Origin of the sequence: Arthrobacter terricola, from assembly GCF_004354015.1 — a bacterium.
Taxonomy (GTDB): domain Bacteria; phylum Actinomycetota; class Actinomycetes; order Actinomycetales; family Micrococcaceae; genus Arthrobacter; species Arthrobacter terricola.
Window position 1 is genome coordinate 42,480 of the sequence record NZ_SMRU01000014.1, and the last position, 24,825, is coordinate 67,304.

The following is a 24,825-nucleotide window of genomic DNA, read 5'->3' on the forward strand; positions in this document are numbered from 1 at the left end:
CGACTTACGACACTTTTAGAATCGAGCCGAATGGTTGACTGCTAGATCACACCCAGTCGATGCCGCAGCTGATAGTAAGGTCTTAGTATCGGCGGTTGGTTTCGACAGCGCTGATTATAACACATTACTCTAACTTTTCTGATGGACTTAGCGCCGCAGTTCTCGCCGCCTCGAGGTCCTGTCCCAGTTCGTAGTTCTGCTGCCTAAGAGCATTGTTTTCTTGCATTAGGGACGTGACCTGAATGTGCAGATCGGAGATTAGGGAGAGTATTGCCGTGGGATTCATGCTATTGCCGTCCATGTGTTGGCCGCCGTAGCGACATAGATTCGTTGGTTCGCGATGAGAGGCGTATCTTTTCGGTAGTAGTAGTCCCCGGCTACGGAAGCGGAGATGTTCGGCGCGCCGTTTCCGGAGTATATTGCCGAGCCGAGGCCAGCGGTCGTACCGGGAGTAACGGCTCCGGTCGCACCATTCATTGAGGCGAGAGTCGTAGCGGAACCGTTCGCAGCGAAAAAGCTCGTGCCTTGAGTGACCAAGTTTCCCTGGGCATTGACGCGGACGCGAAGATTGGATCCACTGTCAAACCATTCCGTAAGGTTCTTCGCCTGCCCTTTCTGAGCATTGATGCGCAGAGCGGTGGTGTTTGGCGTTTTGGGGTCGAGCATGAGTTGACCGTTGGTAGTTGCGGTTGATCCCGACGCAATGACAGCTCCGGTGATGGTCGTTCCAGAAAATGCCGTGTAGGTGACAATGGTTCTGTTCGGCGAGTCCAACATGAACGTGCCGCCGGCGGCCGGTAGGGATGCCCCGCCGCTAACGATCAGTGTCTGCGGCGTTGTAGTAAGTAAATATGTGCCAACGAGCGCTCCGTAGGTTGTAGTGGGTTGCCCAACCTGAACCAGCGACGTCGATCCGTCAGTGTCTCCACCATATTTTGCTTTGAACGCTGTGCCGGCTGATCGACCAACGCTGAGTTGGGTCTCGGAATTGGCTGGGTCGACGACGTACATTCCGAAGGCATTCGAAGCGCCAGAGCCGACCTGCTGCCAGTAGGCCACATACTTATCGATGGTGCCTGTGGCGCCTGGATCCGTTTGGGTGGAGGTCTTGAAACCAAAGCCGGACGCGACGTGCGCTTTGCCGAGGACGTTCAATCGGGATCCCATGCCGCCCACGGGTGCGGTATCGCCAGTAACTGCCTGGACGGACCCTTCAATCCGAACGTTTGCTTCCCAGCTGACGACTGGCTTTGTTTGCACCCAGCCAATATTGCCGTCGTCTTTGAGATAGGTTGAAGACGAACCGCCTTCTGCGCTGTCATCTGTGGTTGGGCCGTAATAGAGCGTGTTTCCGAACAGGCCCTGGGTTGTCTTTAACACCGGGCTTCCTGGAGCGCCGAATCCGAACCTCTTGTACCAACCGACGCCGCCCGCAATTCCGGATGGCGCCCCCGTGCCAGCGAACCCCATACTTCCGGCATCTCCAAATATTGGGGTCGCAGGATATGTTCCAGAGACGTCCTGCACCTGATACAGCCCAGTGCCGGACGCAACCACTGAAACATATGTTGGACTCAGTTTCCAGTCGGTCGACGTATAGCTCGCTGCGGAGGTAAATTTTGTCTTTGCTGTGACGATGTCACCGTTCGGATTTAGGACGGCTGCACCTGCGGAGTAGGCAGTGTCGGGCTGCCATTTAGGAACATATATGGCGGACAGGTCACCGAGGCTGAGCGCACCAGGCGCAGTGCCGAGTTGGGCCGCTTCGGCGGGGCTTCCATCCAGACTTGATAGCGTGAGGACGCCAGTTGCAGCGGTTGCCAGAGCCCCAAGTCTAAATAGACCTCTGCGTTCGACACCTCGGCCGTCCGTCAGGGGCGTCTCTTCTACCCCAGATTCCTTACACATGGTTCACCACCAAATCCCAGAAGACATCACAAGACCGGTTGATTAGCCAGGCTGGTTGCTGTGGCACTCGCCCTAGCAGTCGAGGGTTCCTTCCGGATCCTCACTGGTTAATCAGTACGTGTAGAACGCTAAATGTCTGGAAGTGCCTAAACCACAGTAGGTAGTACGCGACTTTTCGCCCTCGGTACTTGCTCGCTGGCACTTAGGTACGCACTTTCGTACCCCGCCAATTTCCTCCTTACTCGCCGATGCGCTAATTAATCCAAGCAATTGTCGATCAGTGTGGCCGGGCCGTGCGAGTGGTGGATCGAGCCTAGACGCCCGTAATGACCGGCAACTATCGAGGTGTCGGCGAAGCAAGGCTCATGAGTTCGGGCTAGTCGGGCCGAAAGTCAGGTCTGGAACCAAGTACCCAAAACCTTATGTTGGCGACAAAAGGAAAGACGTTGGAATTAAGGGAACCTTAGAGAAAAGCTTGCATTTTCCAGGGGCTATCACCGGCGATTTGATGGTGTGGTGAGTCGAATTCCTTGCCTGAGGAAATCATCAGCCTGCTTTGTAATTGATTATTTGTCTATTTTGAGAGAACCCGATGAACCCGACAGGGATCGACCTTCCCGCCGTCGCCATGGACTCGGCGCATCCCCAACCTCAAGCCACAACAACCCGCAGCACCACGTTGTCGCCTTCCTCGCTCAGCGTCAGCTCCGAAACCAAGGCCTGAAGTGTCGTCATCCCGAGGCTCAGGCCGGGCTGGGGTTGGAGCCGGCCCGGCGAGCTGATGGTTACCAGGATTTCGCCTGCAGTCCGAAGTGGCTGATCTGAATCGGGCGTCGACATCGACACCCGGACACTGTTTCCTTCGCCGTGTCGGATGGCATTGGTGAAGCCTTCGGACAGCACCTCGATGATGGCGTCGGCCCTGGCCGGGTCGTCGTCGCACAGGTTCCAGACTTCGGGTTCGATTTCGCACGTCAGGTTCAGAACTCGCTCCCACGTGCTCAAAAGGTCCTGAATCCGAGCGGAGGAGTTTGCTGATGGGTCGCTCGGCTCGGCGAGGATCTCGTTCTGGGCGCGGTCCACTGCCTGGGACAAGATGTTCCTGACAGAGGAAGGATCTTCCGTAACAAGTCCGCTGCCCGGCCCGGCCATCGCGAGGGCACTGGCGATCAGGTTTCCCTGGACGCTGTTATGCAGGACGCGGGCAACCCTTCGTCGTGTGTGGAGCAGTTGTTGGTGCGTGCGGTCGGCGAGCCTGAGTTGCTGGTTCAAGGAGTGAGCCAGGATGAGCTGGTGCCTTCGGAGCTGACGATCGGCAGCCTTAAGAACCGAAATGGTGACGGCGGTCAACGGGTAGGCCCACAGGGCATTCCAGTAAAAGACCGGCGCAAAACCGAACATGTCCAGCAGCAGGCAAGTCACCGACGCTGAAACAGCAGTGGCGCATACGTAGCAAAGAACCATGACGGAAAGCCGCCGCACCGTATCAGTGGTCCGCCGCGTCAGCCGGGCGGCGGCGATATTGCCAGCGAGCAGGATCACTCCGGCCGCCACCCATTGAACCAGGAGGAACAGGGCACCGTACTGTGTCAGCAGCCGCACCCCGACCAGAATCGCGAAAAGCAAGACCGGTAATCCAACCGGAGCAGGCCTGACCGACCGCACCAGGCCGAGCACGCTTTCCGCACGGGAAGGCGAACGCGGAACGGCGGTCGCGACCGGCCAAGGCGTGTGGTCGTGGAAGAGCCGATGACTCATCGGCCGAACCACCTCATCGGCGATTGTCCGCAAAAGGTGAGAGGCCCCGGACCGGTCGAGTGCCGCCGTCGTACTCGCCGAGAAAGCCGCCTCAAGGCGCTCTGAAAGTTCGCCGACGTAGCTGCTGCGTATTGAGCGCAACTGGTCTTCGTCGAACCCGAGCTGCGCCTGGATAGTTGCGCGGGCCTTCCGGAGGCGGCGTTCGAGCAAGGCGTGCCCGCGGACGGAATCCACCAGCACCGCGAGCACCGGGAGAACCACCAAAGCCGCGCCCGCATTGATGAGGACGCGCGCCCAGAGATCCTCGCTGAGGTCCGCGATGTTCAAAACCCCCGCTGCCCCGGCTACCACGAGCGGGCGGCAGGCGCCCAGGAACGCGAAGGCGCCGAACGCCGTCGTCATCCTGCTCCCGGGGCTGGAGCGCGCCGTGATCAGAGGGCGGAGGAGAAACCCCAGAAGCCCGAGCACAAGGTGCGCCGCGAAGATGAGCGCAGTCCCGTCCCCCTCCTCGACCAGCGTGTTCGTCCCGAGGAACATGTTCATCACCGTCAGCGCGATAGGCAAAGTCAGCAGCCACGACCACAGGCTCAACGCATTCCTGCTGCCGATCGCACGAACCCAGCGTGCGGGGGAGCGGCCGCTCACCTGGAACGATCGTCAGGGGCCGGCCACCCGAAAACCCGCGCGTACAGAGCGGCGGCGGCAACTCTCGGATTCATGCTTGGACGCCGGTTCAGGCCGAGGGCCTCGAACGTGCGCGATACCGCCTTTTCCACAGCGCGGACACTGCTGCCGCGCTGATTGGCGATTTCCGCGTTGGACCAGCCCTCCGAGATCAGGCGCAGGATATCCAGCTGCACGGTTGTCAGCTCGCCGACCTTCGCGGCCTCGGCCGGCGGAGGCGGCGTCACGGTTACCGCGTGGTCCTCAAGCGTCGACTTCACCGCGCCGACTAGGCCGTCCACCGAATCGAGTGACGACTTATTCACGAACGTCGACCCGGCCGGCAAATCAGGAAAAGCAGCTTCCGACGGATAATTGGTGAGGAAAACAACCGCGCAACCAGGCGAAAGTGCCTTCACGATTTGCGCCAGCTCCACCCCATTCGGCCGGGCGCCCAGATCAATGTCCGTGACAAGGACATCAGGATCAAATGTGGATAAGGCGGAGATAGCTTCAGCCGCGGACGCGCAGGGGTGAACTTCGAATTCAGCGCCCTTCAGGGCCTCGGAGACGAGCGCGCGCATGAGGGATTGATCTTCGACCACAAGCACCCGGCGAACCCACCCAGTATCCCCCACTGTTGAAGGCTATCCCGAACGGGTTCCGGATTATGCAGCAGCGGCGTTTTGGTTACGACTCAGGATGAATTACGACGGCGGCGCGCTGGCGGTACGCTTCCATGTCCGCCTCTTCGATGCGGAAAGACTTCCCGAAACGGGCAGCGGGCATCTCACCGGAGTGAACCAGGCGGTACACAGTCATCCGCGAAACATTCAGGTATTCCGCGACATCGGACACTGTCAGATAGCTCGAAGTGGGCTGTGCCGCCGAAGCGCTCTGCGTTGTCTCTACGAAAGGATCCGCAGACATCAAATTCCTCCTCAAGCGACGACCCCCTGAACGGCGGGGGAGAAGCAGGAGGAATCGAGCGCATGGCCGCGAAACCCCGTCCCCCTGACGGACCAGCTTAATCCGTCGTTGGTCGCGTCGGCCGGTGGTGTTCGGTTGTTGCGACAACTTCCGGCAGTTGTGGCGGGGGTGGTTAGCGGGGGCGTCAGTGTCGGAGCGCGAACGTGACCACCACGACGGTGGCGACCGCAAGGATGCCCAGCCCCACGTAGGCCAATTTCTGCTGGAACCGCTTCTGGCGCTCGCGGCGTTCATCCCGAGCCAGGTATCCCGTTTTGTAGTTCCCCATGCCGGGATCATAGCTCTCGCGGATTTCGGTTAGCTGGGAGGGGTTCGGGTAACGCGACTTGGGGTGTTGTTGGGGTGGGTTGGGGTTAATGAGGCGACGGCATGAATTCCTCACGGATCATCGGATTCGGGGTCCTCGCTGGGGGAAGCGCGCGCATGCCCCGCCGTCGCCCGTTTCCTAGACGCTTTTGCTCTTCCCTGGATTTATTGGATGATGGATCCATCAAGTAGTCAATTGAAGGGTGGTGACGGTGGGGTGGTGTTTTCGGATTTCCGAGCCCCGTTGTACGAGGTCAAGGCGAACCTGTTCAAGGGCCTGGCGCATCCAGTGCGTATCCGGGTGCTGGAGCTCCTTTCGGAAGCACCCGAGGTGTCGGTAACGGACTTGTTGTCCGCGACGGGTCTGGAGGCGTCGCATCTGTCTCAGCACTTGTCGGTGCTGCGCCGCTACCACCTGGTCGTTTCCGAGCGCCGAGCCTTGCAGATGTTTTATTCCTTGGCGTATCCGCAGGTTGCCGAGCTGTTGACGGTGGCCCGGTCTCTGCTGGGGGACATTTTGCGCACGACGCGGGACCAACTGGAATCCTCTGACGCTGTTGCTGCGCCGGCCGGTTCCAAGTGAAAATACTTTCCGTGGCCCGGGCGCTCCTGCCTGGTCGCGCCGATTACGCCCTCCTGCCCGTCTCGTGGCGGGTGGATTTGCTGGCCGGTATGACGGTGGGCATTGTGGCGCTGCCGTTGGCATTGGCGTTCGGGGTCAGTTCCGGTGCCGGCGCCGCCAGCGGCCTGATCACGGCGGTGGTCGCCGGGCTGGTCGCCGCTGTGTTCGGCGGCTCCCATGTGCAGGTCTCGGGCCCGACCGGAGCCATGGTCGTGGTCCTGGCCCCAATCATCGCCGCCCATGGGCCGGGAGCGTTGGCCGCGGTCACGGTCCTGGCCGGGGTGATCGTGCTCATCGCCGGTGTGTTGAAGCTCGGCAGGGTGGTGTCGTTCATTCCGTGGCCGGTGATCGAGGGTTTTACGGTCGGGATCGCGGTGATCATTTTCCTGCAACAGATCCCGGCGGCGTTTGCCTCGAACGCGGGGAGGTCAACGAACGCCGCAGTTTTCGCTCTTCAGGCCCTGGGCGGGGTGGACTGGGGTGCCGCCGTGCCGGCACTGGCGCTGGTCGGGGTGGTCGTGGCCGTCATGGTCGCTGCTCCCCGGATCCATCCGCGCATTCCGGCTTCCCTGGTGGCAATCGTTGTTGCCGGCATCATCGCTGAGGTGTTTTCCCTTCCGGTAGCACGGATCGGAGCACTGCCCGGCTCCCTGCCGACACCGCTCCTGCCCGTCTTGGATCCGGGTACGGTGACGGCGCTGGCCGGGCCGGCCGCAACGATTGCCGCGCTTGCTGCGATCGAGTCGCTCCTTTCGGCCCGTGTCGCGGCCTCGATCTCCGATACCGGCCCATACGATGCGGACCGGGAACTGTTGGGCCAAGGCTTGGCGTCCATCGCGTCCGGATTTTTCGGCGGCATGCCGGCCACCGGTGCGATTGCCCGGACCGCAGTGAACATCCGATCCGGGGGCAGAACCCGGCTCGCTGCCCTGACCCACGCCCTCGTACTGCTGGCAGTGGTTTATCTTGCCACGACCGTGGTATCCCGGATCCCCCTGGCAGCACTCGCCGGGGTTCTCATGGTCACGGCCACCCGAATGGTGTCCCTGCCCGCGCTGAGGGCCGTGATCGGTTCCACCCGTGCCGATACCGTCGTGTTCTTCACTACCGCCGTGATCACGGTGTCGTTCGATCTGATCGAGGCCGTGGAAATCGGAATCGCCGTCTCGGCGTTCTTCGCTCTGCGTTCCCTCGTGCGTTCGTCCGGAGTGCACCGTGAAGAAATTCCTGGCCCTGCCCGGGAGGGGGATGAACACATTGCGGTGTTCCGCCTCGACGGGGCCTTGTTTTTCGCCGCCGCCGAACGCGTCCTGGACCGGGTCAATGAGATCAGCAACGTCGATGTGGTGATCATCCGGATGTCCCAGCTGCAGATCCTGGACGCGACCGGCGCCCGGGTCATCACCGAGATGGTTCAAGCGCTGGAACGGCGCGGTATCACGGTTCTGATCAAAGGTGTCCAAGACCGTCATCTCCGGCTGGTCACCAAAGTTGGCGTCATCGATTCCCTGCGCCACCACAAACACCTCTTCACGGACCTCGCACGCGCCGTCGAACACGCCCGCAGCCACGTCAACCGTCCAGGACCGCGCCCTGGCATCGGCACGGGCGGATGAAACACCCTCGACCGGCTGCCACGCCCCACGAAACGGCACCGCCCGGCCAATTTGCCGCGAAGCCCCACGCCATCTGCCAGATTCAGGAGTCACGATGACAGCACCCATCCACACCCGACCATCCCGCGCCGCCGGAGGTTCCCGTCTTCTCGGCGTCGGCTCGTACCAGCCCTCCCGGACCTTGGACAATGAAGAGCTGAGCCGGCTGGTGGAGACCAGCGATGAATGGATCCGCACCCGGGTCGGTATCCGGGAACGCCGGATCGCCGATACCGAAACCGTTGCGGACATGGCGATCCGTGCAGGGCAGGACGCGCTTGGCCATGCCGGAATCAGCGCCGGAGACCTTGATCTCATCGTCGTGGCCACCACCACGGCCCAGGACCGCTCGCCCAGCACTGCGGGGCGGGTCTCGGCAGCGCTCGGGGCAAACAGTCCAGCCGTGTTCGATCTGAACGCCGCCTGCTCCGGGTTCACCCATGCCCTCGCCGTCGCCGACCAAGCCATCCGCTCCGGCGCGGCAACGACCGCGCTGGTGATCGGCGCCGAGAAACTCAGTGACTTCACCGACTGGACCGACCGCACCACCTGTGTCCTGGTCGGCGACGGCGCCGGCGCGCTCGTTCTCACCGCATCCTCCACGTCCGGGGTCGGGCCGGTCCATTGGGGTTCAGTGCCTGCCCTGTCCAGCGCGGTCCGGATCGAGGAGCCCGGCATGCGTTTCCAGCAAGAAGGCATGTCGGTGTTCCGCTGGGCCATCAGTGAGGCAGCCAAACACGCCCTTGCAGCGTGCGAGGTTGCCGGTGTCCGGCCTGAAGAGCTCGCAGGGTTCGTCCCCCACCAAGCCAACCTTCGCATCATCGAGCCCCTCGCCAAGCAACTGGGCATCCCGGCGGAAATCACCGCGTGCGACGTCGTGACTTCAGGGAACACGTCCTCGGCCAGCATCCCGATCGCCCTGGCCAAACTCATCCGCAACGGCGACCTTCCACCCAACGCCCCCGTTCTGCTCTTTGGCTTTGGCGGCGGCTTCGCCTACGCCGGACAGGTCATCCACACCCCCGCCACCTGAGCCGCGCACCCAGCACACATCCATACCGCGCATTCATTGACTCGAAGAAGGACCAAACCTTTGACCCTGCTAGAAGAACTTCAGGAAAAAACCCTCGCCGCGCACTTGCTCGTGCGCTCCGCCAAGGAATGGGACAACCTCGCCGCCAAAGCGCACGAGGCACTCACGCACGGGGAAGAAAACCACCACGACACCGCCCGGAAGTTCCACCTCCTGGCTTGGGCATCCGTCGCGCGGAACCTCCTCGCGGATCCCTTCGAAGGAGCAGGGATCGCCACCAGCCCCGCCACGACGGACTGGGGCATCGCCACCTTGACCACGGGAAAACGCAGCTGCCAGCCACAGCTCATCCACCCGGTCACCGATCCTGCCGCAGCGCCCCGGTTGCGGGACTTCGACGACGTCATGGCTGAATACACCGAATGCCTGAGCTACCTGTCCGGTGCCACCACCTCCCCGGCAGAGACACCCGCCCGCCAATAATGAAGCCGAGCTACGTCAAAGACTGGACCACCCTCGCGGGCACCACAATCGAAATCCGGTACCAAGGAACCATCGTCAACCACGGCTACGTCAAGCCGTCACCCCCGACGGCACCATCCTGTGGCTGCACACTCCGGGACAAGACAGAAAACTCTACGAAAAAGCCGAACACTACGAAGTCTGGGCCACAAGCACCCCGCTTACCGTCCAGAAGCACGAGAACAAGGGCACACAGCTCGGCTAATCTGTGCCAAGACCACGGTCTTTAGGTCAAAGTTCCGGAGCTCATGCTCATGCCAGATGCTCTTTAGCTGGAGGGGCCGTAAGTGGGGTCCCCAGCTCTGGATTCATTGCTGGTCATGGCGTCGACCCTTCCTTTGAAGTTGCCTCGGATAGCGGATTCCTAAAGTGAATTGCCCGTCCTGAAAAGTGGTCCCAGAATGTCGCCAGGTCAAGGCGGATGTTTTGTCCTTCCGTGGGGTGGTGGCTTGAAGGCCGGTGGATCCGCATGTGACCGGAATCGGTTGTTGCCGCCACGAGGGCAAGGTGGCCCGATGTGCCAGGAGACTCGAAAGACGGTCCGATGGAAACGATCAGCGCCCCAGGTCTGCCAGCGGCTTCGAGAAAATCGTCTTTCGTTGAAAACCGCAAACAGTCAGTTTCAAGCCCCTGCCTTTGGCCGTGTCCGGCAAGCCCGGCATGTTGCCACCCGGTCCGTTCGCTGTACGCACCGTCGTGGAGTAGATCCTCGGTGAGCATTGCCGGAAGAATCGGCAGATCGGGGAGGAAGTGGGCGTAGACCATACGAAGGCAAGCAACACCACATGACCTGGCGTCCCAGAACTGTGCCACGGACTGGGTGGGGTAGCCGAGCGCCCGCCAGTCGTGGCTCACCATCGAGCTAAAGAACGGAAACCCCTCCGGCGTCATTTCCGGCGGAATTTCAGTTGGCTTTTCCTTGCGTACCACCCGCACCGCAGACTCACGCGCGCCGTCCCCCAATGCTGTCATTCGCAAGGATCCCAATTTGTCGTCGTACTTCAGATTTCAATGCAGGCTACAGCAACAGGGACGAGGACGATGGCAAAGGCGCAACGCGGGGTCAGTTGGCGCCCATTATTCGGGCCAACATGGGCCATAAGTGACCCCGCGATTGATGGTGCGACTATTGGGATCCTTGCCACGACCGGCGCGACGGGCGATACCAGGGCGATCTTGAGCGTGTGTTCCGCTGGGTAGACTTCATTTGGATCGGGCCGGCTTTTGCTGACGACCCGACGATCGAAACTTCCTGGGGGGATTCTTTTCTGTGCGTTTTTCGCGATTGGCCGGTTTAGCCGCGGCCGCTTCTGTTCTTTTGCTCGGGGCTTCGCCCGCGTCCGCTGATGAAGCGCCGGTAATAAGTCTTGATGGACCGCCCGTTGGTGTTACCGCCGGTTCGGATGGCACGGTTTATGTGACTCGCTACGACTTTTCAGGCGGCCTGTTTGTCTTGCCCTCGGGTGCCAAGGCGCCGGCGCGCACGATCCACACTGGAAATTTTCCGTCCTCGGTAGCATCCGCTCCGGACGGAACTTTGTACATCGTGCAGAGCGGTAGCCCCGGAACGGCGGAAATCGGGGTGCTTCCCGGCTCCGGCGGCACCATTGCGGATGTCATTCCAGTTTCGCCCGGGGAGCACGGGCTGACCGTTGGACCAGACGGCTCGCTTTTCGTTACCAACCCGAATGAAGGCACGGTTTCTGTCGTCCTTCCCGGCACGAAGGTGGTCGGCCGGACGATCACAGTCGGCTCGGCCCCACGTAGCGTGGCCGTGACGAAGAACGGCACAGCATTCGTCACCAACGAGTACTCCGGCACCGTTTCAGTCATCCCTGCAGGTTCGGTAAATGCGACCCAGACTATCGACGTGGGCAGCAAATCGAATCCCCACGGAATCGCTGCGGACTCGAGTGGCAACGTGTATGTCACCAATGTCCTCACCAACGAGGTAATCGTCGTCGATGCCTCCAAGGCAACCGTGACCCGCAGAATTCCTGTCGGCCGCTCGCCTCAGGAAGTCTCTGTCAGTCCGGATGGCTCAATTTACGTCACCAACAGTGAAGACCGCACAGTTTCCGTCATTGCATCAGGCGAATCCAAAGTCACCAGGACCATCTCGGTGGGGAAGGAACCTGGCCGCCTAGCGGTGACCTCGGAAGGCACGGTCTACGTAGCAAACCGACAAGACAAATCTGTGTCAGTACTCGCGCCAGAACCAGCGCGTGCAGGAGAACCGACGGCGGCGCCCGCGGCCGCATCCGGGACGTCTCGCGGCCACTCTTTCAACACTGGTAAAGGCGTTCTCATTGGGGGAGTGGCAGTAGTCGTTTTGGGTGCCATCGTCGCGATTGTCGTTGTGCTCCGGAGGAGGGCGGCGGGCAGGGCAATCGGATCATCGACTATGTAGTCGATGGCTCGCCGGAAAGCGTTCGCGCTGGTGTATTCGGGCGATCCGTTGACCATGCTCACGAGCTGTTCTCCTGCTTCCCAACTTTACGTTTTGGTCGTTTGGTGGCTTTGCTGATCGTCTGAGCAAGCCGCGACATCTCCGCGATCTCTCGACTTTCTGCAGCGAGCCGCTGTATGGCTGGTGACTGGACCCACCTCGCGAGCTCCTCAGCCGCCTTCATCGCAGGCGAGTTCACGATCTCTTCTGTGCGCTGCGCGGCGGGTGCGACCGGCATCGTACCGGCGAGTTCGACAGCTCGACCGATTGGGGCGGAAATACCGGACTCCTGGAGGAACCGCGCGAGCAGAGCCTCACCGTCGCCCATACGTACGCCGTAGTGCTGCGCGTGGCGTCGAAGGACAGCACTGAGCTGCTGGTCATCGACCTCCCGTCGAATGAGCGCGTCCCGCACGACGCTGGCGAGGTGCCCTCCGTCGACATGGCTTGCCGCGAGATCGGCTACGGTCCGCAAGACCGACGTCACCGGAAGGCCGTCCACGGTGGTCCAGTCGCCCGAGTTGAGCTCATAGCGATGGAGCCGGGTGTCCGGTCGCCGCGTTTGTTTGCGTGTGCCACTGGTGAACTCGAACCGGTCAGCCTCGAGATCTCCGAGTTCGTGTACGGCTGCGGCAGACCGGTGTGAGACTGCGATCGGGTCCTTGCCGCGAAGGCGTTCGCTGGTGCGTCGATCCGGGTCGAGAGCGAGCCACGCAGCACGGATGCCATCTAGCGGCGACGGCGGAGTTCCCGTCACCCGATAAACGCCGTGCGTCATGCGTTCGAGCGGCCCTTGGCTGGCAAGCCGAGCGACGGTCTGGGCTGACGCGCCGAGACCGCGAGCCTGTGAGGTTGTGAGGTTGTAATGAGTCCCCACTGCTCAGCCGCAAGGTCAGCTAGGTCTAGCACCGCAGTCATCATTCCTCCTCATGAATACTGCAATAGTTTTGCAGTATTCAACGCGTGTATTGCAGTAGCGATCGTCACCAGTTGACGGCTGAGCCCTCGGCCGTTTCGCGGCGCCAACATCGTTGTGTTCTCGCACAGCAAGGTCCTGCTCCTGGCGGTACAACATCATCGACATTCCTACGGTGCTTCCTTGCCGTGCTTTTGAGCCGAGGCATACCTGGCGACAGACAAGGTTGCTGCCAGGACGAGCGCTGCAGAACCGCTTTGGATTAGGAACAGCGCGAGGCGCGAATACGGCACTGTTTCATCTGCAAATGTCCGAACGTGGGACACCGCGAATCCCATGGCCGCCTCGGGAAAGATCAAGAGCACCGCGGGGACTGCGTAAGCGATTAGTACGAAAACTGCCATCCTGAGGGCGCTTGAGGATAACCCGGTGCGTCGCATGAGAACCGAACAAGTTGTGGCGCTCATGCCGCTCCACAACGTGAACCAAATGACATGGCCAAGGTTCGAGCCCGCTTGGAAGGCGGCATAGGATTCGAAGAGTCCCAATCCGGTGTGCTGGGCTGACTCGATGAACACTGCGTGTGCGCCCAGGAGCCACGGGATCACACAGGCCAGGACAATTGCGGCTTTTCTGACACGGATTCTTTCTGTGCGAAATCCTTTTAACTTGCTTCGGCTCACGTCGACGCGGTCAGGCATGCGGCTCACGGTAGGCGTGCACCAATGGGTGCTCGCGATCGAGTTCGATGGCGCGTGTTCGAGCGGCCTTCTCCCTTCGGTGAAGAACTACTTCGTTGAGTGCGTAGGCAGTGAGAGCCGCGAGAGGTAACAGGAGTCGGAGCCACAGGTCCCAATCGGTCATAAAGAGGGGCGCTAGTGATGCAGTGAAGATCGGCGGATGTGCACACCGGAACCATTTCATGATTTCCCCGTTCAGAATTTGTGCTTTTAGCGGTTTCATTGGTCGATCGCAAAGAAGGCCGCGGTGGGCGATTTCGCCGTCGCCCACCTCCGGTTTACATGTTCTTTTTCTTTATCCGAGTTTGACCGCTGGACCTGGTTCAGGAATGGACGTTCCAACGGACAGAGGCATGACGAAGACCGTTAGGTTCATTGTCAGTGCGAAGGTACTGACCAGCATTGCGAAGGTGTAGCTGTTCCGGTTGTGGCCGCGTCGTCCCGCAAGTGCCAGCACCAGGGAAATCAAGGACAGCGAAGTCCCCACGAGCGGATGAAACATTGCCATTAGGCCGCCGACGACACCGAAAACTGTGCACAGGCGGGCCCAACTCATCTAGCGCCTACTCTTACGAGCATGCCCTTCGGATCCACGGAGGACTGGGACTCTCGGTCGGAATCCACGGAAGCTGGGCCGGAAATGATGCGGCGGTCCATCGTTGAAAAGCATGCAGGGACTGGGACATAAATACATAGTCTGCGCAATTGAGGCTCCTATTCATATTGGAGCCCCCCTGAGCGCGACTGGCGTCGTGCGTTGAACTCTACGAGGTTTTTGCCGATATCGGAAGAGGCGGGGTGTTGAAGCTGAAGAACTACAGACTTCTCGTGCTACTGCGATTTCTCTTCTGCCATTCTTCGGAGCCGAAGAATTTTTCTAGCTCATCCGCTGCATTCTCCGAGACCTGCGCATCGAGGCCGGTCAAAACAAACATCGGAAGATAGCCTTTTTGTTGGGCAAGATCATTTGCTATCGCAAGCACAGACATATCCGCTTGAGACACTGCTTGCCCGGCGAGCACGCGCTTTGCGATGTGTTCACATCCCGAGATCTGCAGGATCACCATCAAGTCAAAGTTCCGTAGCTCGTGCGCACGCCAGATGCTCTTCAGCAGGAGCGGCCCGTACGTCGAGTCGCCGGCTCTGCTTTCATGACTTGTCATGGCCTAGGCATCCGATTTGCGGGGTGGCACCCTGTAGTGTGGGCCAATTTCATGCTCAGGAACAGCGTCCTCGTCTTTCCCGTCAATATGCGTGGTAAAGATACCGTTTGACCGGTTACTTAACAACTCGCCGATGACTGGGGAAACAATCCCCTAGACGCGCTGCGGCCTGGACCAGAATGCCGGCGATAAGCCACTTGCGGCCCCACGTGTCGGAGGCGCGGCCAACCAACCTCAGCTCGTTGCTAGAAAGACCGCCATGACTACGCCAAAGACCATGACGACCGCCCGAAACAGGACGACCGGGACAACCCGCACGAGGCGGACGCCGGCGGGCGCGCCAAGGACGGAGCCGACGGCAAGGCAAATCACCGCGCCCCAGTTCACTTCGGTGGACACGATGAAGAAGATCGCTGCGACGACGTTAACCACTGCCTGTAGAAGGTTCTTTAGGGCGTTCTGTGTGATCAGGTCCGAGGCGACGAAGAACCCAAGTACGGCCAGAAGTATGATCCCTTGAGCTGCGCTGAAGTATCCGCCATAGATGCTCGATCCGAGCACGAGGAGGCTCAGCGCCACCCAGGACGTATCGTTCCTGGTCCCAAGTCCAAGGCGCTTGGCTATCAGTGGTTGAATGCCGATCAAAACTGCGGCCGAAAAGACCAAAACCGGCACCACCGACTGGAATATCGACGGCGGCAAAAACTTCAGAAGGCTGGCCCCGATAACCGCCCCTAAAGCTGCAATGGGGGCAATGCGAACGCACGTCAGTCGTTCGCGGAGGAGGATTCGTCTGTCATTCCATACTGCTGCAAGAGATCCCGGAACGAGTCCCACCGTATTCGTAATGTTTGCGGTCACGGGTGGTATGCCCACGGCAAGAAGTACTGGATAAGTCACAAGGGAGCCGGAGCCGGCAGCCGCGTTGATGATTCCAGCGGCGAACCCCGTGGCAATGACAAGCAAGATCTGGATCAGGGTCATGGCCTGAAGCCATTTCCGATAGGGGACTCCCCATCCCACAGCCGCCGGGGTGATGTAGCTTGCGCCATGCTCTGCACCTCTCTGGGAATCGGCCCCGGCACTCCGTCCTGGAACCTTGGTCTGCAGTCAGTGATTCGGCTCACTTGACTTGTAGGCAATGTATACATAGTATTATATGTATTACAACGTGATGGTGCCCACAGGTGGTGGTTCTGAGACTGTCCTCACCCGCCCCTGTACCATCGAGATATTGCGAGGCGGGAGAAACACATGAGCGTTGTGGATGAGGCTTACGAAGGTGTAAGGAGCATGCTCATCGCTGGGCATTTCAAGCCCGGCGACAAACTCCGCGAACCGGATTTGGCGACGACTTTGGGTGTCAGTAGGACGCCACTGCGCGAGGCCCTGAGGAGTCTTCAAGCAGAGGGACTTGTTACTCTCGCCGGCCGCGGTGCCGTCGTCACGAGGATGTCGGCCGAGGGGGTATACGACCTCTACCAGTACCGCGCTGTGCTGGAAGGTTTTACCGCCGAACAAGCGGCCCAACGGAACCGTGATGGAGAACTTTCACCGTCGCAGATCTCCAGCCTTTGGGCACGCGAGAAAGCAGTGGAGAATGCATCCACTGATTCGTCAAGGGTCGAATCGAATCTTGCGCTCCACCAGTACGTGGCAGAACTGTCCGGAAATAGTTCGGCCATAGAAGCCCTATCCCGGGTTTGGGCGCAGATTTCAGTTTCGAGCGCAATGAACCTGACCAGCGGTTCTTGGCGTGGCGAGATGCATGAACAACACAGGACCATCGTCGAGGCGATTGAAGCTGGCAATCCGGATCACGCATTTACCGCTGGACGAGCGCATGTCCGCACAGCTGCAGAGGTATTCCGCCGTTTGGCGACCTGACCCTGACGCTTTTATCTTCTGATTTTCCGGTACCTTAGGCGGCAGTTCGCACCCGTCTAAAACCGTGGACAACCAATAACACCGGCGCCGTCCGAGGTGCTGCGTTCTTTACTGACACCCACTCCGGGGACTGACGCATCCGGGGTAGCGTCTGGCCACCATCTTCGTTCGTTGAAGCAGGCCCTCATTCTTCGTGCGCTCTGTCGTCTGGATTAGCGCCACGCACTTCGCCGTCCCTTCCTTCAGTGGCGTCCCTTCCGTCAGGTAGCCCCTTACTTTCCCGCCATCGGTCGAAACATTTCAAGATAAGAGGAGTATTTCCATGAACTCATTAGCCAGCCCCCTGTGGGACGTTCAGTCAGTGCTGGTCCCGATTGTCGGCCAGGCACAGTCCTTCCCAGTCCGCCGCATCTATTGCGTTGGACGGAACTACGTTGAACACATCCGGGAAATGAAGGAAGGGGATGAACGCGATGCTCCGTTCTTCTTTCAAAAGCCTACCGATGCAATTGTGAGCAGCGGGGGACGCGTACCGTACCCACCGCTCACCGAGGACTTTCAGTACGAAGGCGAGCTCGTCGTCGCGATCGGAACCGGTGGGTCCGATATTCCGGGCGAAAAGGCAGAAGACCACATTTTTGGCTACTCAGCCGGAATCGACATGACCCGACGCGACCGGCAGAGGGAGGCGTTTAAATCCGGACAGCCGTGGGAGATCGGCAAAGGATTCGACCATTCAGCACCGTGCGGTGCGATTACAACTGTTCAGGAACGTGGATCACTCGAAGGCGCAGATTTGGTGCTCTCGGTCAACGGCGAAGAGCGGCAGAGGACCGGGCTTGGCTTGATGATCTGGAATGTCCCGGAGATCATCGAGAACCTCTCACGGCAGTATCGGCTGGAACGTGGAGACCTGATTTTCACCGGGACACCCGCTGGCGTCGGTGCCGTTACGCCCGGCGACGTCATTCGTGCTGAAGTGACCGGTCTCAGCGTCCTTGAGGTGACCGTGGCATGAACGCCGACCGGATCCTCCCCACTGATCGCATTGAGTACACTCCCATTCACCAGCGGGAGCGACTCGACCTCCCCGGCGGGGCACGGGTTGCCGTATGGCTGATCGTGAACATCGAAGAGTGGTCCATTCATGAACCGATGCCGCGAACAGTGCTGACACCCCCGGCTGGTGGACAACCCTCACCGGATGTTCCGAACTGGGCATGGCACGAGTACGGCAACCGGGTCGGCTTCTGGCGCCTCCTCAAAATTATCGATGAGGCCTCGATTCCAGCCGTCCTGGCAATCAACGGAAAGGCGGTCGAATCCTACCCGGAGATCGCCCGGGCCGCTGTGGAACGCGACTGGGAATTCATCGGTCACGGGTATTCGCAGAAGAACATGCAAAAGGTCGAAAACGAGCGGCTGGACATTCGCCGCACGGCCGATGAGATCGAAGCCGTCACCGGAAAGCGCCCACGCGGATGGCTTGGCCCAGGCCTTACAGAAACATGGGAAACGCCAGACCTCCTCGTGGAAGAAGGTTACGAGTACGTGTGCGATTGGGTGCTCGATGACCAGCCTGTCACGCTCCAAACCCGCACGGCGCCTATCGTCAACATCCCTTACACCCAAGAATGCAATGACGTAGCGATGATGCTCATTCAGCACCATCAGGCTAGCGAGTATTACCAGCGGGCAATCGACCAGTTCGACCAGCTCTATGCAGACTCCACAGATGCGCCTCGGGTTATGGCGTTGGTGGTGCACCCATACATCATGGGCGCGCCTCACCGGGCCAAATATCTTCGTATGGCCATTGATCACATCAAGCAATACGACCACGTGGTCTTCACCACTGGAGACCAGATTCTTGACCATTTCACCGCCAGATCACGATCCCTCACCCATCAGACCGTCTAATCGACGGCACAGCATCAATAAGTAGATAGGAAACAAAATGGAATTCATTACAGCCGGCGCAGTCCCCGAGGAAATGCCGTTCATGCCCGCAATCGTCACCAAGGGTGGAACCACAATCTGGCTCTCCGGGGCAACAGCATTTCCGCTGGTCCACAAGCACCCGCATGATCCCGCAGAGCTAAAGGTTCCGAGTGGCATCGCAGAGCAGACCCGGGCCTGCCTTAATAACCTCAGGACGGCTCTCGAAGCAGCTGGCGGTTCAATCACTGACATCGTGGAAGTGACGATCTACAACACGGATATGGACGCCCAAGACGAAGTCAACAAGGCGTACATGGAGTTCTTCGGCGATCACCGTCCCACCCGCACCCACCTGGGCGTAAACCGGCTTGTCGGCACGGAGCTGAAGATTGAAATCAGCGCGCACGCCGTTATTTCGGAGTAGCGACCCCTCGGCAAGACCTCGACTCGACGCCGCACTTCCTGACAAGTGCGACACAACCCCAATGCTCGAAACGACAACAGGAGGTGCGGCGCTATGAGCGGCGAAAAGACCTATTTGCAAGACAAGGAAGTCGCGAAAGCTTCAGTCATTGAATGGACCGGACTGTCACCCGTGGATGCCAAAGACCGGCACGGCAAAACCTGGCACATCGGCGGTCTCTGGTTCGCGGCCCAGCTCGTCCCCACGGCCCTCTTCCTAGGGGTACTGGGAGGACCATCAGGACTGGGGTTGAGCTATTGGGCTGCGTTCGGAGCCATCGTGCTTGGCAACGTCCTCGGTGCAATTGGCCCTGCGGCCATGAGCTTGACGGGTCCGAAGACCGGCCTGCCACTGCTGGCCCAGGCGCGGATCCCATTCGGGCGCGCCACCGGCGTCGTCGGCATTCTGGCGGCGTTCACGAGCGTGGCGTTCATAGCCTTGGGCGCCATCTTCGGTGCCGAAGCCCTTCAGGTGGCTTTCGGGCTGAACCCCACAGTTGCGGTACTTCTGGTTTTCGCTCTTGAGGGTCTTGTCAGTGTGGCAGGTTACCGGGTGATGCATCTCTTCGAGAGAACCATGGCCATCGTGGTGGCGGCCGGCTTCATTCTGATTTCGGCCGTCGTGATCGGCAACCTCGGAACGGTAACGGTATCAGCGGCTGGATCATCCAGCGCCGGGGTTGGATCCTTCTTTCTCATGGCAGCCATCAGCTTCGGGTTCTCCTTCGGATGGGCGCACAACGCCCCTGACTACTGCCGTTACCTTCCGGCATCGACGTCCCGGCCAAAGCTGTTCTGGGCGACGTTCGCCGGCATCGCAGTTGCCTGCGTCTGGATGGAGATTCTGGGCCTCACGGCAAGCACGATGCTCAGCCAAACCAGTCCCATGGCAGCGATTCACGCCTTGGTGGGCGGCGGTGCTATCGGCGCTTTCATCATGATCGCCATGTACCTCGGCGTCGTCGCAAATGCGACTGTTGCCCAGTATTCCGCAGGCCTGCAGATCCTTGGCGCGGGCGTTAAGCTTCCGCGGCCCCTGGTTACGGGTATCGTCACTGCCTTCGCCTTTGCCCTCACTATCTATTTGCAGACCGGAAACCTCGACGCGAAGTTCACCAACGTGTTGCTCCTTGCAACGTATTGGGTGGCGCCCTTCATCGGAATATGGCTAGTGCTCTGGGGCAGGAAACCCAATCACGAAGCCTTCATGAAGATGGCCACCACGCCCGTTGCGGTCCTTCATTCGGGGCGGTCGCCGTTGATTGCCCTAGCCGTCGGTTATGTTGCCGCCCTGCCGTTCTCCAGCACTGCCATCGGATCCGATCTCGCTCAAAGCAATAATCCTGCTGCAATATTGGTCGGCTCCTTGTCCCGTCAGATTTTGGATGGTGCCGACCTGGCATACCCTGTCGGCATCATCGTAGGGGCCATCGTTTTTGGAATCCTGACTCGCAAATCCTCTGAACAACCGATAGGAAATCCTCATGAATGAATACATCGATGCCGGTCTTGAAGCCCACTGGTCCGGGACTCTCGCCGAAGCGACGGGACTGCCAACGCCGCCGTTCGCCCCGCTGGTTCGGACCTCGGGCACCACTCTCTACCTCTCCGGACAGACGTTTCCCGTTATCGGGTCCGGAGACCAGCGACCTGCGGTCGAAGTCTCACTCGAAGAACAAACGCAAGCATGCCTCACCAACATAGACAACCTGGTTCGGGCAGGCGGGGCTCATCGGAACGACATCGTCAAAGTCACGATCTACAACACGCGCATGGATCAACAGAGCGTCGTCAATTCCGTCTACGCGCAGTTCTTCGGGGACCACCGTCCGACTCGAACGCACGTTGAGGTTTCACGGCTAGCGGACCCGGATCTGCTCATCGAGATTGAGGCCATCGCGGTCGTTTGCTAAAAGCGACGAAACAGCAAAACGATTCAACGAGCCGATGCGGCCCCGGAAGACTTCCGGGGCCGCATTTGTGAGCCATAGCGAACTCACGCCGAGACTCAACTACCCACCGCCGTCGGGCGCGTGGAAAAATGAGCGAGCAGGCGGGACCCACAGAGGTCAATGCGAGCGTCGTATGTGTATCTCGTGGAACTCTTACGAATCGAGGCGAATCATCCGTCGTAGCCATCTTCCAAAAGGGCCTTTGAATATGCCTGCTTTTTGCCCGCTTTTTGCTGGCTCGGCCCGAGACTGTCGACTCTGCTCACGGCATCAAGGTTGGAGGTGGCTCGGCACGCCGTTGAGTTCTCGACGCGGACCTAGAGCTTTCAAGTTTTGCTTCGATCCCGCTTTTGCCACTCTTCAGAGCTGAAGAACTTTTGTCGTCGTACTTCAGATTTCAAGGCAGGCTACAGCAACAGGGACGAGGACGATGGCAAAGGCGCAACGCGGGGTCAGTTGGCGCCCATTATTCGGGCCAACATGGGCCATAAGTGACCCCGCCATGCGAGGACGGCAGAAGCCCAGCCCGCCCACCGCAGTCGTACTCTCCGCGAAAGAACCGCACTCGGAACCTGCCAGCGCCACCTCCTGACCCCGAAGTCCGGTGACCCTATGCTTGTGCCATGACGCAGACGTCGATCAGCTCCGCCGCAGCGCTGGCAGAAATGCTGGCTGGGACCGGGTATCTCGCGGATGACGGCCTTGCCACGGTCGGCTACCTGGCGCTGAGCATGGAACGGCCGCTGCTTCTGGAGGGTGAGCCCGGCACCGGCAAGACTTCCCTGGCCGAGGCCATCGCCGAAGCGTTCGGACTGCCGCTCATCCGATTGCAGTGCTACGAGGGAATCGATGCCGCGCAGGCGCTGTACGACTGGGATTTCACCGCCCAAATCCTTCACCTGCGCAGCGTCGAGGCCAGCGGCGGCGCGGGATTGAGCGTCGCCGAGCTGGAAAGCTCGCTGTACGACCAACGGTTCCTGCTTGCCCGGCCCATCCTCAAGGCACTGCAGCAAAGCCCGGCCGTGCTGCTGATTGACGAGATCGACCGCGCTGACGACGAGTTCGAGGCGTTCCTGCTCGAAGTCCTCTCCACTTACCAGGTCTCCATCCCCGAGTTCGGCACGGTCAAGGCTGACACCGCTCCGATTGTCGTACTCACCTCCAACCGAACCCGCGACCTTCACGATGCACTCAAGCGCCGGTGCCTTTACCACTGGATCGACCACCCGGGACTGGCCCGCGAGGTCGAAATCGTGCGCACAAGGCTCCCGCACGTGCCGGCGCTGTTGGCCGAACAAGTGGTGCGGATCGTCCAGCAGATCCGGGCCACCAACGACGTCCTCAAACCACCCGGAGTGGCCGAGACCCTCGACTGGGCGCGGGCCCTGCACCAGCTCGGGCGCGCTGAGCTGGATCTGGCCTCCGCCTCTGCCAGCATCGGTGCGCTCTGCAAATACCGGGAAGACACCGAGCGCGTCTCCGCGGCCCTGGCCCGGATGCTTGGCTGATCCCGTGCAGTCCGCAGGGCAGCTCCCGGAGCGAAGCGCTGAAATGACAGGGCGTAGCGCCGAAAAGACAGGCCACAGCGCCGACGAGATTCTGCTGGCCTTCGCCGCAGCGGTGCGCGCGACCGGAGTAAAGGTGACTGCCGACCGCTCGCTCAGCTTCGTGGACGCCGTCGGCAGGCTCTCCTTGGATCGCCGCTCCGACGTCTTCTGGGCAGGCCGCGCCACCCTCTGCGCCTCCCCGGAGGATTTGCCCGCCTACCAGCGGACATTTGAGGCGTGGTTCGCGCCGGAGCATCCCACGGGCTACCGTCTCCAGGTCACGGCAAGCCCCGTGAGCGCAGCCGCTTTGGATAACGACGACGGCGGCGCGGACGGCGGGCGGGAACACTTGCGGGCGCTCGCCAGCAGCCGGGAGCTGCTGCGGCACCGCGATGTGGCCGTCCTTGACGACGCGGAACGCGCACAGCTGTACCGGATGTTCGAGGATCTGCCGGTGCGCTTGCCCACCCGCAAGACCAGGCGCAAACACCTTGACCGGCATGGGGACATCGACCGCATCCGGACCCTGCGCGACCAGTTGCGCCGCGGCGGAGAACCGGGGCCCCTGCGCCGCGCCCGGGCGCCACGCAAGCCCCGCCGCATGGTCTTGCTGATCGACGTTTCCGGCTCGATGGCTCCCTATGCGGACAGCCTCCTGCGTCTTGCCCACAGGGTGGTTGAAGCCGCCCCGCGGCACGTGGAAGTGTTCACGCTGGGGACCCGGCTGACCCGCGTGACGGGTGCTTTGCGGGTGCCGGATCCCGAAAATGCCTTGGCCCTGGCTGGCCGCGTGGTCCCCGATTGGTCCGGGGGTACCCGGCTCGGAGAGGTATTGCGCGCGTTCAACGACCGCTGGGGCCAGCGCGCAGTGGTGCGTGGCGCCGTCGTCGTCATCATGAGTGACGGCTGGGAACGCGGCGACCCGACCCTGCTGGGACGCCAAGCCGAGAGGCTGCACCATTTGGCACGGCGGGTCATTTGGTCAAACCCGCACCGCGGCAAAGCCGGCTACCAGCCGTTGCAGCGGGGAATCAAGGCGGTGTTGCCGCACGTTGACTACTTTGTAGGAGGACACTCAATGCAGAGCTTCGAGGAATTATTGGACGTGGTTGCCAATGCGTGAGGTCTTGGATGATTTAGTCGCCGCCATAGTTGCGGGCAACACCGTGGGACTCGGAACAGTGGTCCGCACCTTCCGCTCCGCACCCCGTCCCGCCGGGGCCGCGATGATGGTCGACGCCGACGGCAGCGCGGTTGGATCGGTGTCCGGCGGTTGCGTGGAAGGCGCGCTCTACGAACTGGCTACCAACGTGGTGCAGACCGGCAAGCCCGTTCTCCAGCGATACGGCATCAGCGACGACGCCGCCTTCGAGGTCGGCTTGACCTGCGGCGGGATCCTGGACATTTTCGTGGAGCCGGTTTCCGCTGAGATCTTCCCGGAATTGCCGCGAGTAGCGGACGACGTCGGAGCCGGTCGCCCCGTGGCGGTGGTCACCGTGATCGAACACCCGGATCCGGCCTGGCTGGGCCGCCACCTCGTGGTGCGCCCGGACGGCTTCGTCGGTTCTTTGGGTAGCGAGCGCGCGGACCATGCGGTCAGTGACGACGTTCAAGGCCTGCTGGCGGCTGGCCGCAACGCGACCCTCATGTATGGGCCGGACGGCCAGCGGCGAGGTGAGGGGATGCGCGTGTTTGCCCTCAGCTTCGCCCCGCAGCCGCGGATGCTGGTGTTCGGCGCGATCGACTTCGCCGCCGCCGTCGCACGTCAAGGCAGCTTCCTGGGGTACCGGGTGACCGTCTGCGACGCACGCGCGGTCTTCGCAACCGCAGCCCGGTTCCCGCAAGCGGACGAAGTGGTGGTGGAATGGCCGCACCGCTACCTGCAGGCACAGATCAGCGCCGGTCAAGTAGACGAGCGCACGGTGATCTGTGTTCTCACGCATGACCCGAAATTCGACGTGCCGTTGTTGGAGCTGGCACTGCGCCATGACGTGGCGTACGTAGGAGCGATGGGATCCCGCCGTACCCACCACGACCGCATGGAACGGCTACGCGAAGCAGGCCTGAGCGAGGCTGAATTGGCCAAGCTTTCCAGCCCGATCGGCCTGGACCTCGGCTCCCGCACGCCAGAGGAAACCGCTGTTTCCGTTGCCGCCGAAATCATCGCCCTGCACTGGGGTGGCGGGGGTGGACGATTGACCACCATGGAGGCCCGGATCCACCACGAACCCACGGTTGAACCGGACCATGAGGATGCGGGGTACAAACTCGAGCAGAGCTAAGGCTTTCGCCCCTTCCGAGGAGTAACCTG

General features: G+C 60.9%; 25 protein-coding genes. 14 read left to right on the forward strand and 11 right to left on the reverse strand.

What is annotated here, in order from left to right; translation table 11 throughout:
- Positions 1-282 precede the first annotated feature (282 nt).
- The 5 genes from E1809_RS12905 to E1809_RS26695 all read right to left on the reverse strand — a co-directional run bounded on the left by E1809_RS12905 (position 283) and on the right by E1809_RS26695 (position 5,587).
- Complete coding sequence (locus E1809_RS12905) at positions 283-1,380, reverse strand: hypothetical protein (RefSeq protein WP_133204639.1); 1,098 nt, start codon at positions 1,378-1,380, stop codon at positions 283-285.
- A 1,179-nt stretch (positions 1,381-2,559) separates the two neighbouring features.
- Positions 2,560-4,257, reverse strand: coding sequence for a sensor histidine kinase (locus E1809_RS12910; protein ID WP_133204640.1), 1,698 nt, complete (start codon positions 4,255-4,257; stop codon positions 2,560-2,562).
- Positions 4,258-4,307: 50 nt separating this feature from the next.
- Positions 4,308-4,967: a response regulator transcription factor gene (locus tag E1809_RS12915; protein WP_133204641.1), complete on the reverse strand. Its 660-nt coding sequence runs from the start codon at positions 4,965-4,967 to the stop codon at positions 4,308-4,310.
- Positions 4,968-5,019: 52 nt separating this feature from the next.
- A complete protein-coding gene (locus E1809_RS12920; protein WP_133204642.1) occupies positions 5,020-5,259 on the reverse strand; it encodes a helix-turn-helix domain-containing protein in 240 nt (79 codons plus the stop codon).
- Positions 5,260-5,443: 184 nt separating this feature from the next.
- Positions 5,444-5,587 (reverse strand): hypothetical protein, encoded by a 144-nt coding sequence (locus E1809_RS26695; protein ID WP_165962307.1) that lies wholly within the window; start codon positions 5,585-5,587, stop codon positions 5,444-5,446.
- Positions 5,588-5,797: 210 nt separating this feature from the next.
- Here E1809_RS26695 and E1809_RS12925 point away from each other — a divergent pair, with 210 nt between their 5' ends.
- From E1809_RS12925 to E1809_RS12940, 4 genes are all read left to right on the forward strand, one after another.
- Positions 5,798-6,208: an ArsR/SmtB family transcription factor gene (locus tag E1809_RS12925; protein WP_374102636.1), complete on the forward strand. Its 411-nt coding sequence runs from the start codon at positions 5,798-5,800 to the stop codon at positions 6,206-6,208.
- Between the two features lie 2 nt (positions 6,209-6,210).
- On the forward strand, positions 6,211-7,863 hold the full coding sequence (locus E1809_RS12930; RefSeq protein WP_165962312.1) for a SulP family inorganic anion transporter: 1,653 nt from the start codon (positions 6,211-6,213) through the stop codon (positions 7,861-7,863).
- Between the two features lie 94 nt (positions 7,864-7,957).
- Entirely contained in the window at positions 7,958-8,935 is a 978-nt protein-coding gene (locus E1809_RS12935; protein WP_133204644.1) for a beta-ketoacyl-ACP synthase III, read from the forward strand.
- A 60-nt stretch (positions 8,936-8,995) separates the two neighbouring features.
- Complete coding sequence (locus tag E1809_RS12940; protein ID WP_133204645.1) at positions 8,996-9,418, forward strand: hypothetical protein; 423 nt, start codon at positions 8,996-8,998, stop codon at positions 9,416-9,418.
- 357 nt (positions 9,419-9,775) lie between these two features.
- Here the strand turns inward: E1809_RS12940 and E1809_RS12945 are convergent, their stop codons facing one another.
- Positions 9,776-10,429: a hypothetical protein gene (locus E1809_RS12945; protein WP_235835579.1), complete on the reverse strand. Its 654-nt coding sequence runs from the start codon at positions 10,427-10,429 to the stop codon at positions 9,776-9,778.
- A 298-nt stretch (positions 10,430-10,727) separates the two neighbouring features.
- Between E1809_RS12945 and E1809_RS12950 the strand changes: the two genes are divergently transcribed.
- Positions 10,728-11,867 carry a Vgb family protein gene (locus E1809_RS12950; RefSeq protein WP_456236604.1) on the forward strand — a complete coding sequence of 380 codons (1,140 nt, stop codon included), beginning with the start codon at positions 10,728-10,730 and terminating at the stop codon, positions 11,865-11,867.
- A 58-nt stretch (positions 11,868-11,925) separates the two neighbouring features.
- Here E1809_RS12950 and E1809_RS12955 read toward each other — a convergent pair whose 3' ends face one another.
- From E1809_RS12955 to E1809_RS12975, 5 genes are all read right to left on the reverse strand, one after another.
- Positions 11,926-12,783, reverse strand: a complete 858-nt coding sequence (locus E1809_RS12955) for a type IV toxin-antitoxin system AbiEi family antitoxin domain-containing protein (protein WP_328591590.1) — start codon at positions 12,781-12,783, stop codon at positions 11,926-11,928.
- A 209-nt stretch (positions 12,784-12,992) separates the two neighbouring features.
- Positions 12,993-13,289, reverse strand: a complete 297-nt coding sequence (locus E1809_RS12960) for a hypothetical protein (RefSeq protein WP_133204648.1) — start codon at positions 13,287-13,289, stop codon at positions 12,993-12,995.
- Positions 13,290-13,857: 568 nt separating this feature from the next.
- Complete coding sequence (locus E1809_RS12965) at positions 13,858-14,070, reverse strand: hypothetical protein (RefSeq protein ID WP_205754176.1); 213 nt, start codon at positions 14,068-14,070, stop codon at positions 13,858-13,860.
- Between the two features lie 307 nt (positions 14,071-14,377).
- Complete coding sequence (locus E1809_RS12970; RefSeq protein ID WP_133204650.1) at positions 14,378-14,629, reverse strand: hypothetical protein; 252 nt, start codon at positions 14,627-14,629, stop codon at positions 14,378-14,380.
- A 330-nt stretch (positions 14,630-14,959) separates the two neighbouring features.
- Positions 14,960-15,709, reverse strand: a complete 750-nt coding sequence (locus E1809_RS12975; RefSeq protein WP_133204651.1) for a sulfite exporter TauE/SafE family protein — start codon at positions 15,707-15,709, stop codon at positions 14,960-14,962.
- Positions 15,710-15,979: 270 nt separating this feature from the next.
- Here E1809_RS12975 and E1809_RS12980 point away from each other — a divergent pair, with 270 nt between their 5' ends.
- The 9 genes from E1809_RS12980 (at position 15,980) to E1809_RS13020 (ending at position 24,796) form a co-directional block, all read left to right on the forward strand.
- A complete protein-coding gene (locus E1809_RS12980) occupies positions 15,980-16,612 on the forward strand; it encodes a GntR family transcriptional regulator (protein WP_133204652.1) in 633 nt (210 codons plus the stop codon).
- Between the two features lie 322 nt (positions 16,613-16,934).
- Positions 16,935-17,630, forward strand: coding sequence for a fumarylacetoacetate hydrolase family protein (locus tag E1809_RS12985; RefSeq protein ID WP_133204653.1), 696 nt, complete (start codon positions 16,935-16,937; stop codon positions 17,628-17,630).
- On the forward strand, positions 17,627-18,532 hold the full coding sequence (locus E1809_RS12990) for a polysaccharide deacetylase family protein (protein WP_205754177.1): 906 nt from the start codon (positions 17,627-17,629) through the stop codon (positions 18,530-18,532). The genes E1809_RS12985 and E1809_RS12990 overlap by 4 nt, the downstream gene beginning before the upstream one ends.
- A 37-nt stretch (positions 18,533-18,569) precedes the next feature.
- Positions 18,570-18,977 carry a RidA family protein gene (locus E1809_RS12995; protein WP_133204654.1) on the forward strand — a complete coding sequence of 136 codons (408 nt, stop codon included), beginning with the start codon at positions 18,570-18,572 and terminating at the stop codon, positions 18,975-18,977.
- Positions 18,978-19,070: 93 nt separating this feature from the next.
- Entirely contained in the window at positions 19,071-20,507 is a 1,437-nt protein-coding gene (locus E1809_RS13000) for a purine-cytosine permease family protein (protein ID WP_133204655.1), read from the forward strand.
- Complete coding sequence (locus tag E1809_RS13005; protein WP_133204656.1) at positions 20,500-20,928, forward strand: RidA family protein; 429 nt, start codon at positions 20,500-20,502, stop codon at positions 20,926-20,928. Before E1809_RS13000 ends, E1809_RS13005 begins: the two co-directional genes overlap by 8 nt.
- A 662-nt stretch (positions 20,929-21,590) precedes the next feature.
- Positions 21,591-22,475, forward strand: a complete 885-nt coding sequence (locus tag E1809_RS13010; protein WP_133204657.1) for an AAA family ATPase — start codon at positions 21,591-21,593, stop codon at positions 22,473-22,475.
- Between the two features lie 43 nt (positions 22,476-22,518).
- A complete protein-coding gene (locus tag E1809_RS13015; RefSeq protein ID WP_133204658.1) occupies positions 22,519-23,637 on the forward strand; it encodes a vWA domain-containing protein in 1,119 nt (372 codons plus the stop codon).
- Positions 23,630-24,796, forward strand: a complete 1,167-nt coding sequence (locus E1809_RS13020) for an XdhC family protein (protein ID WP_133204659.1) — start codon at positions 23,630-23,632, stop codon at positions 24,794-24,796. Before E1809_RS13015 ends, E1809_RS13020 begins: the two co-directional genes overlap by 8 nt.
- Positions 24,797-24,825: the final 29 nt, after the last annotated feature.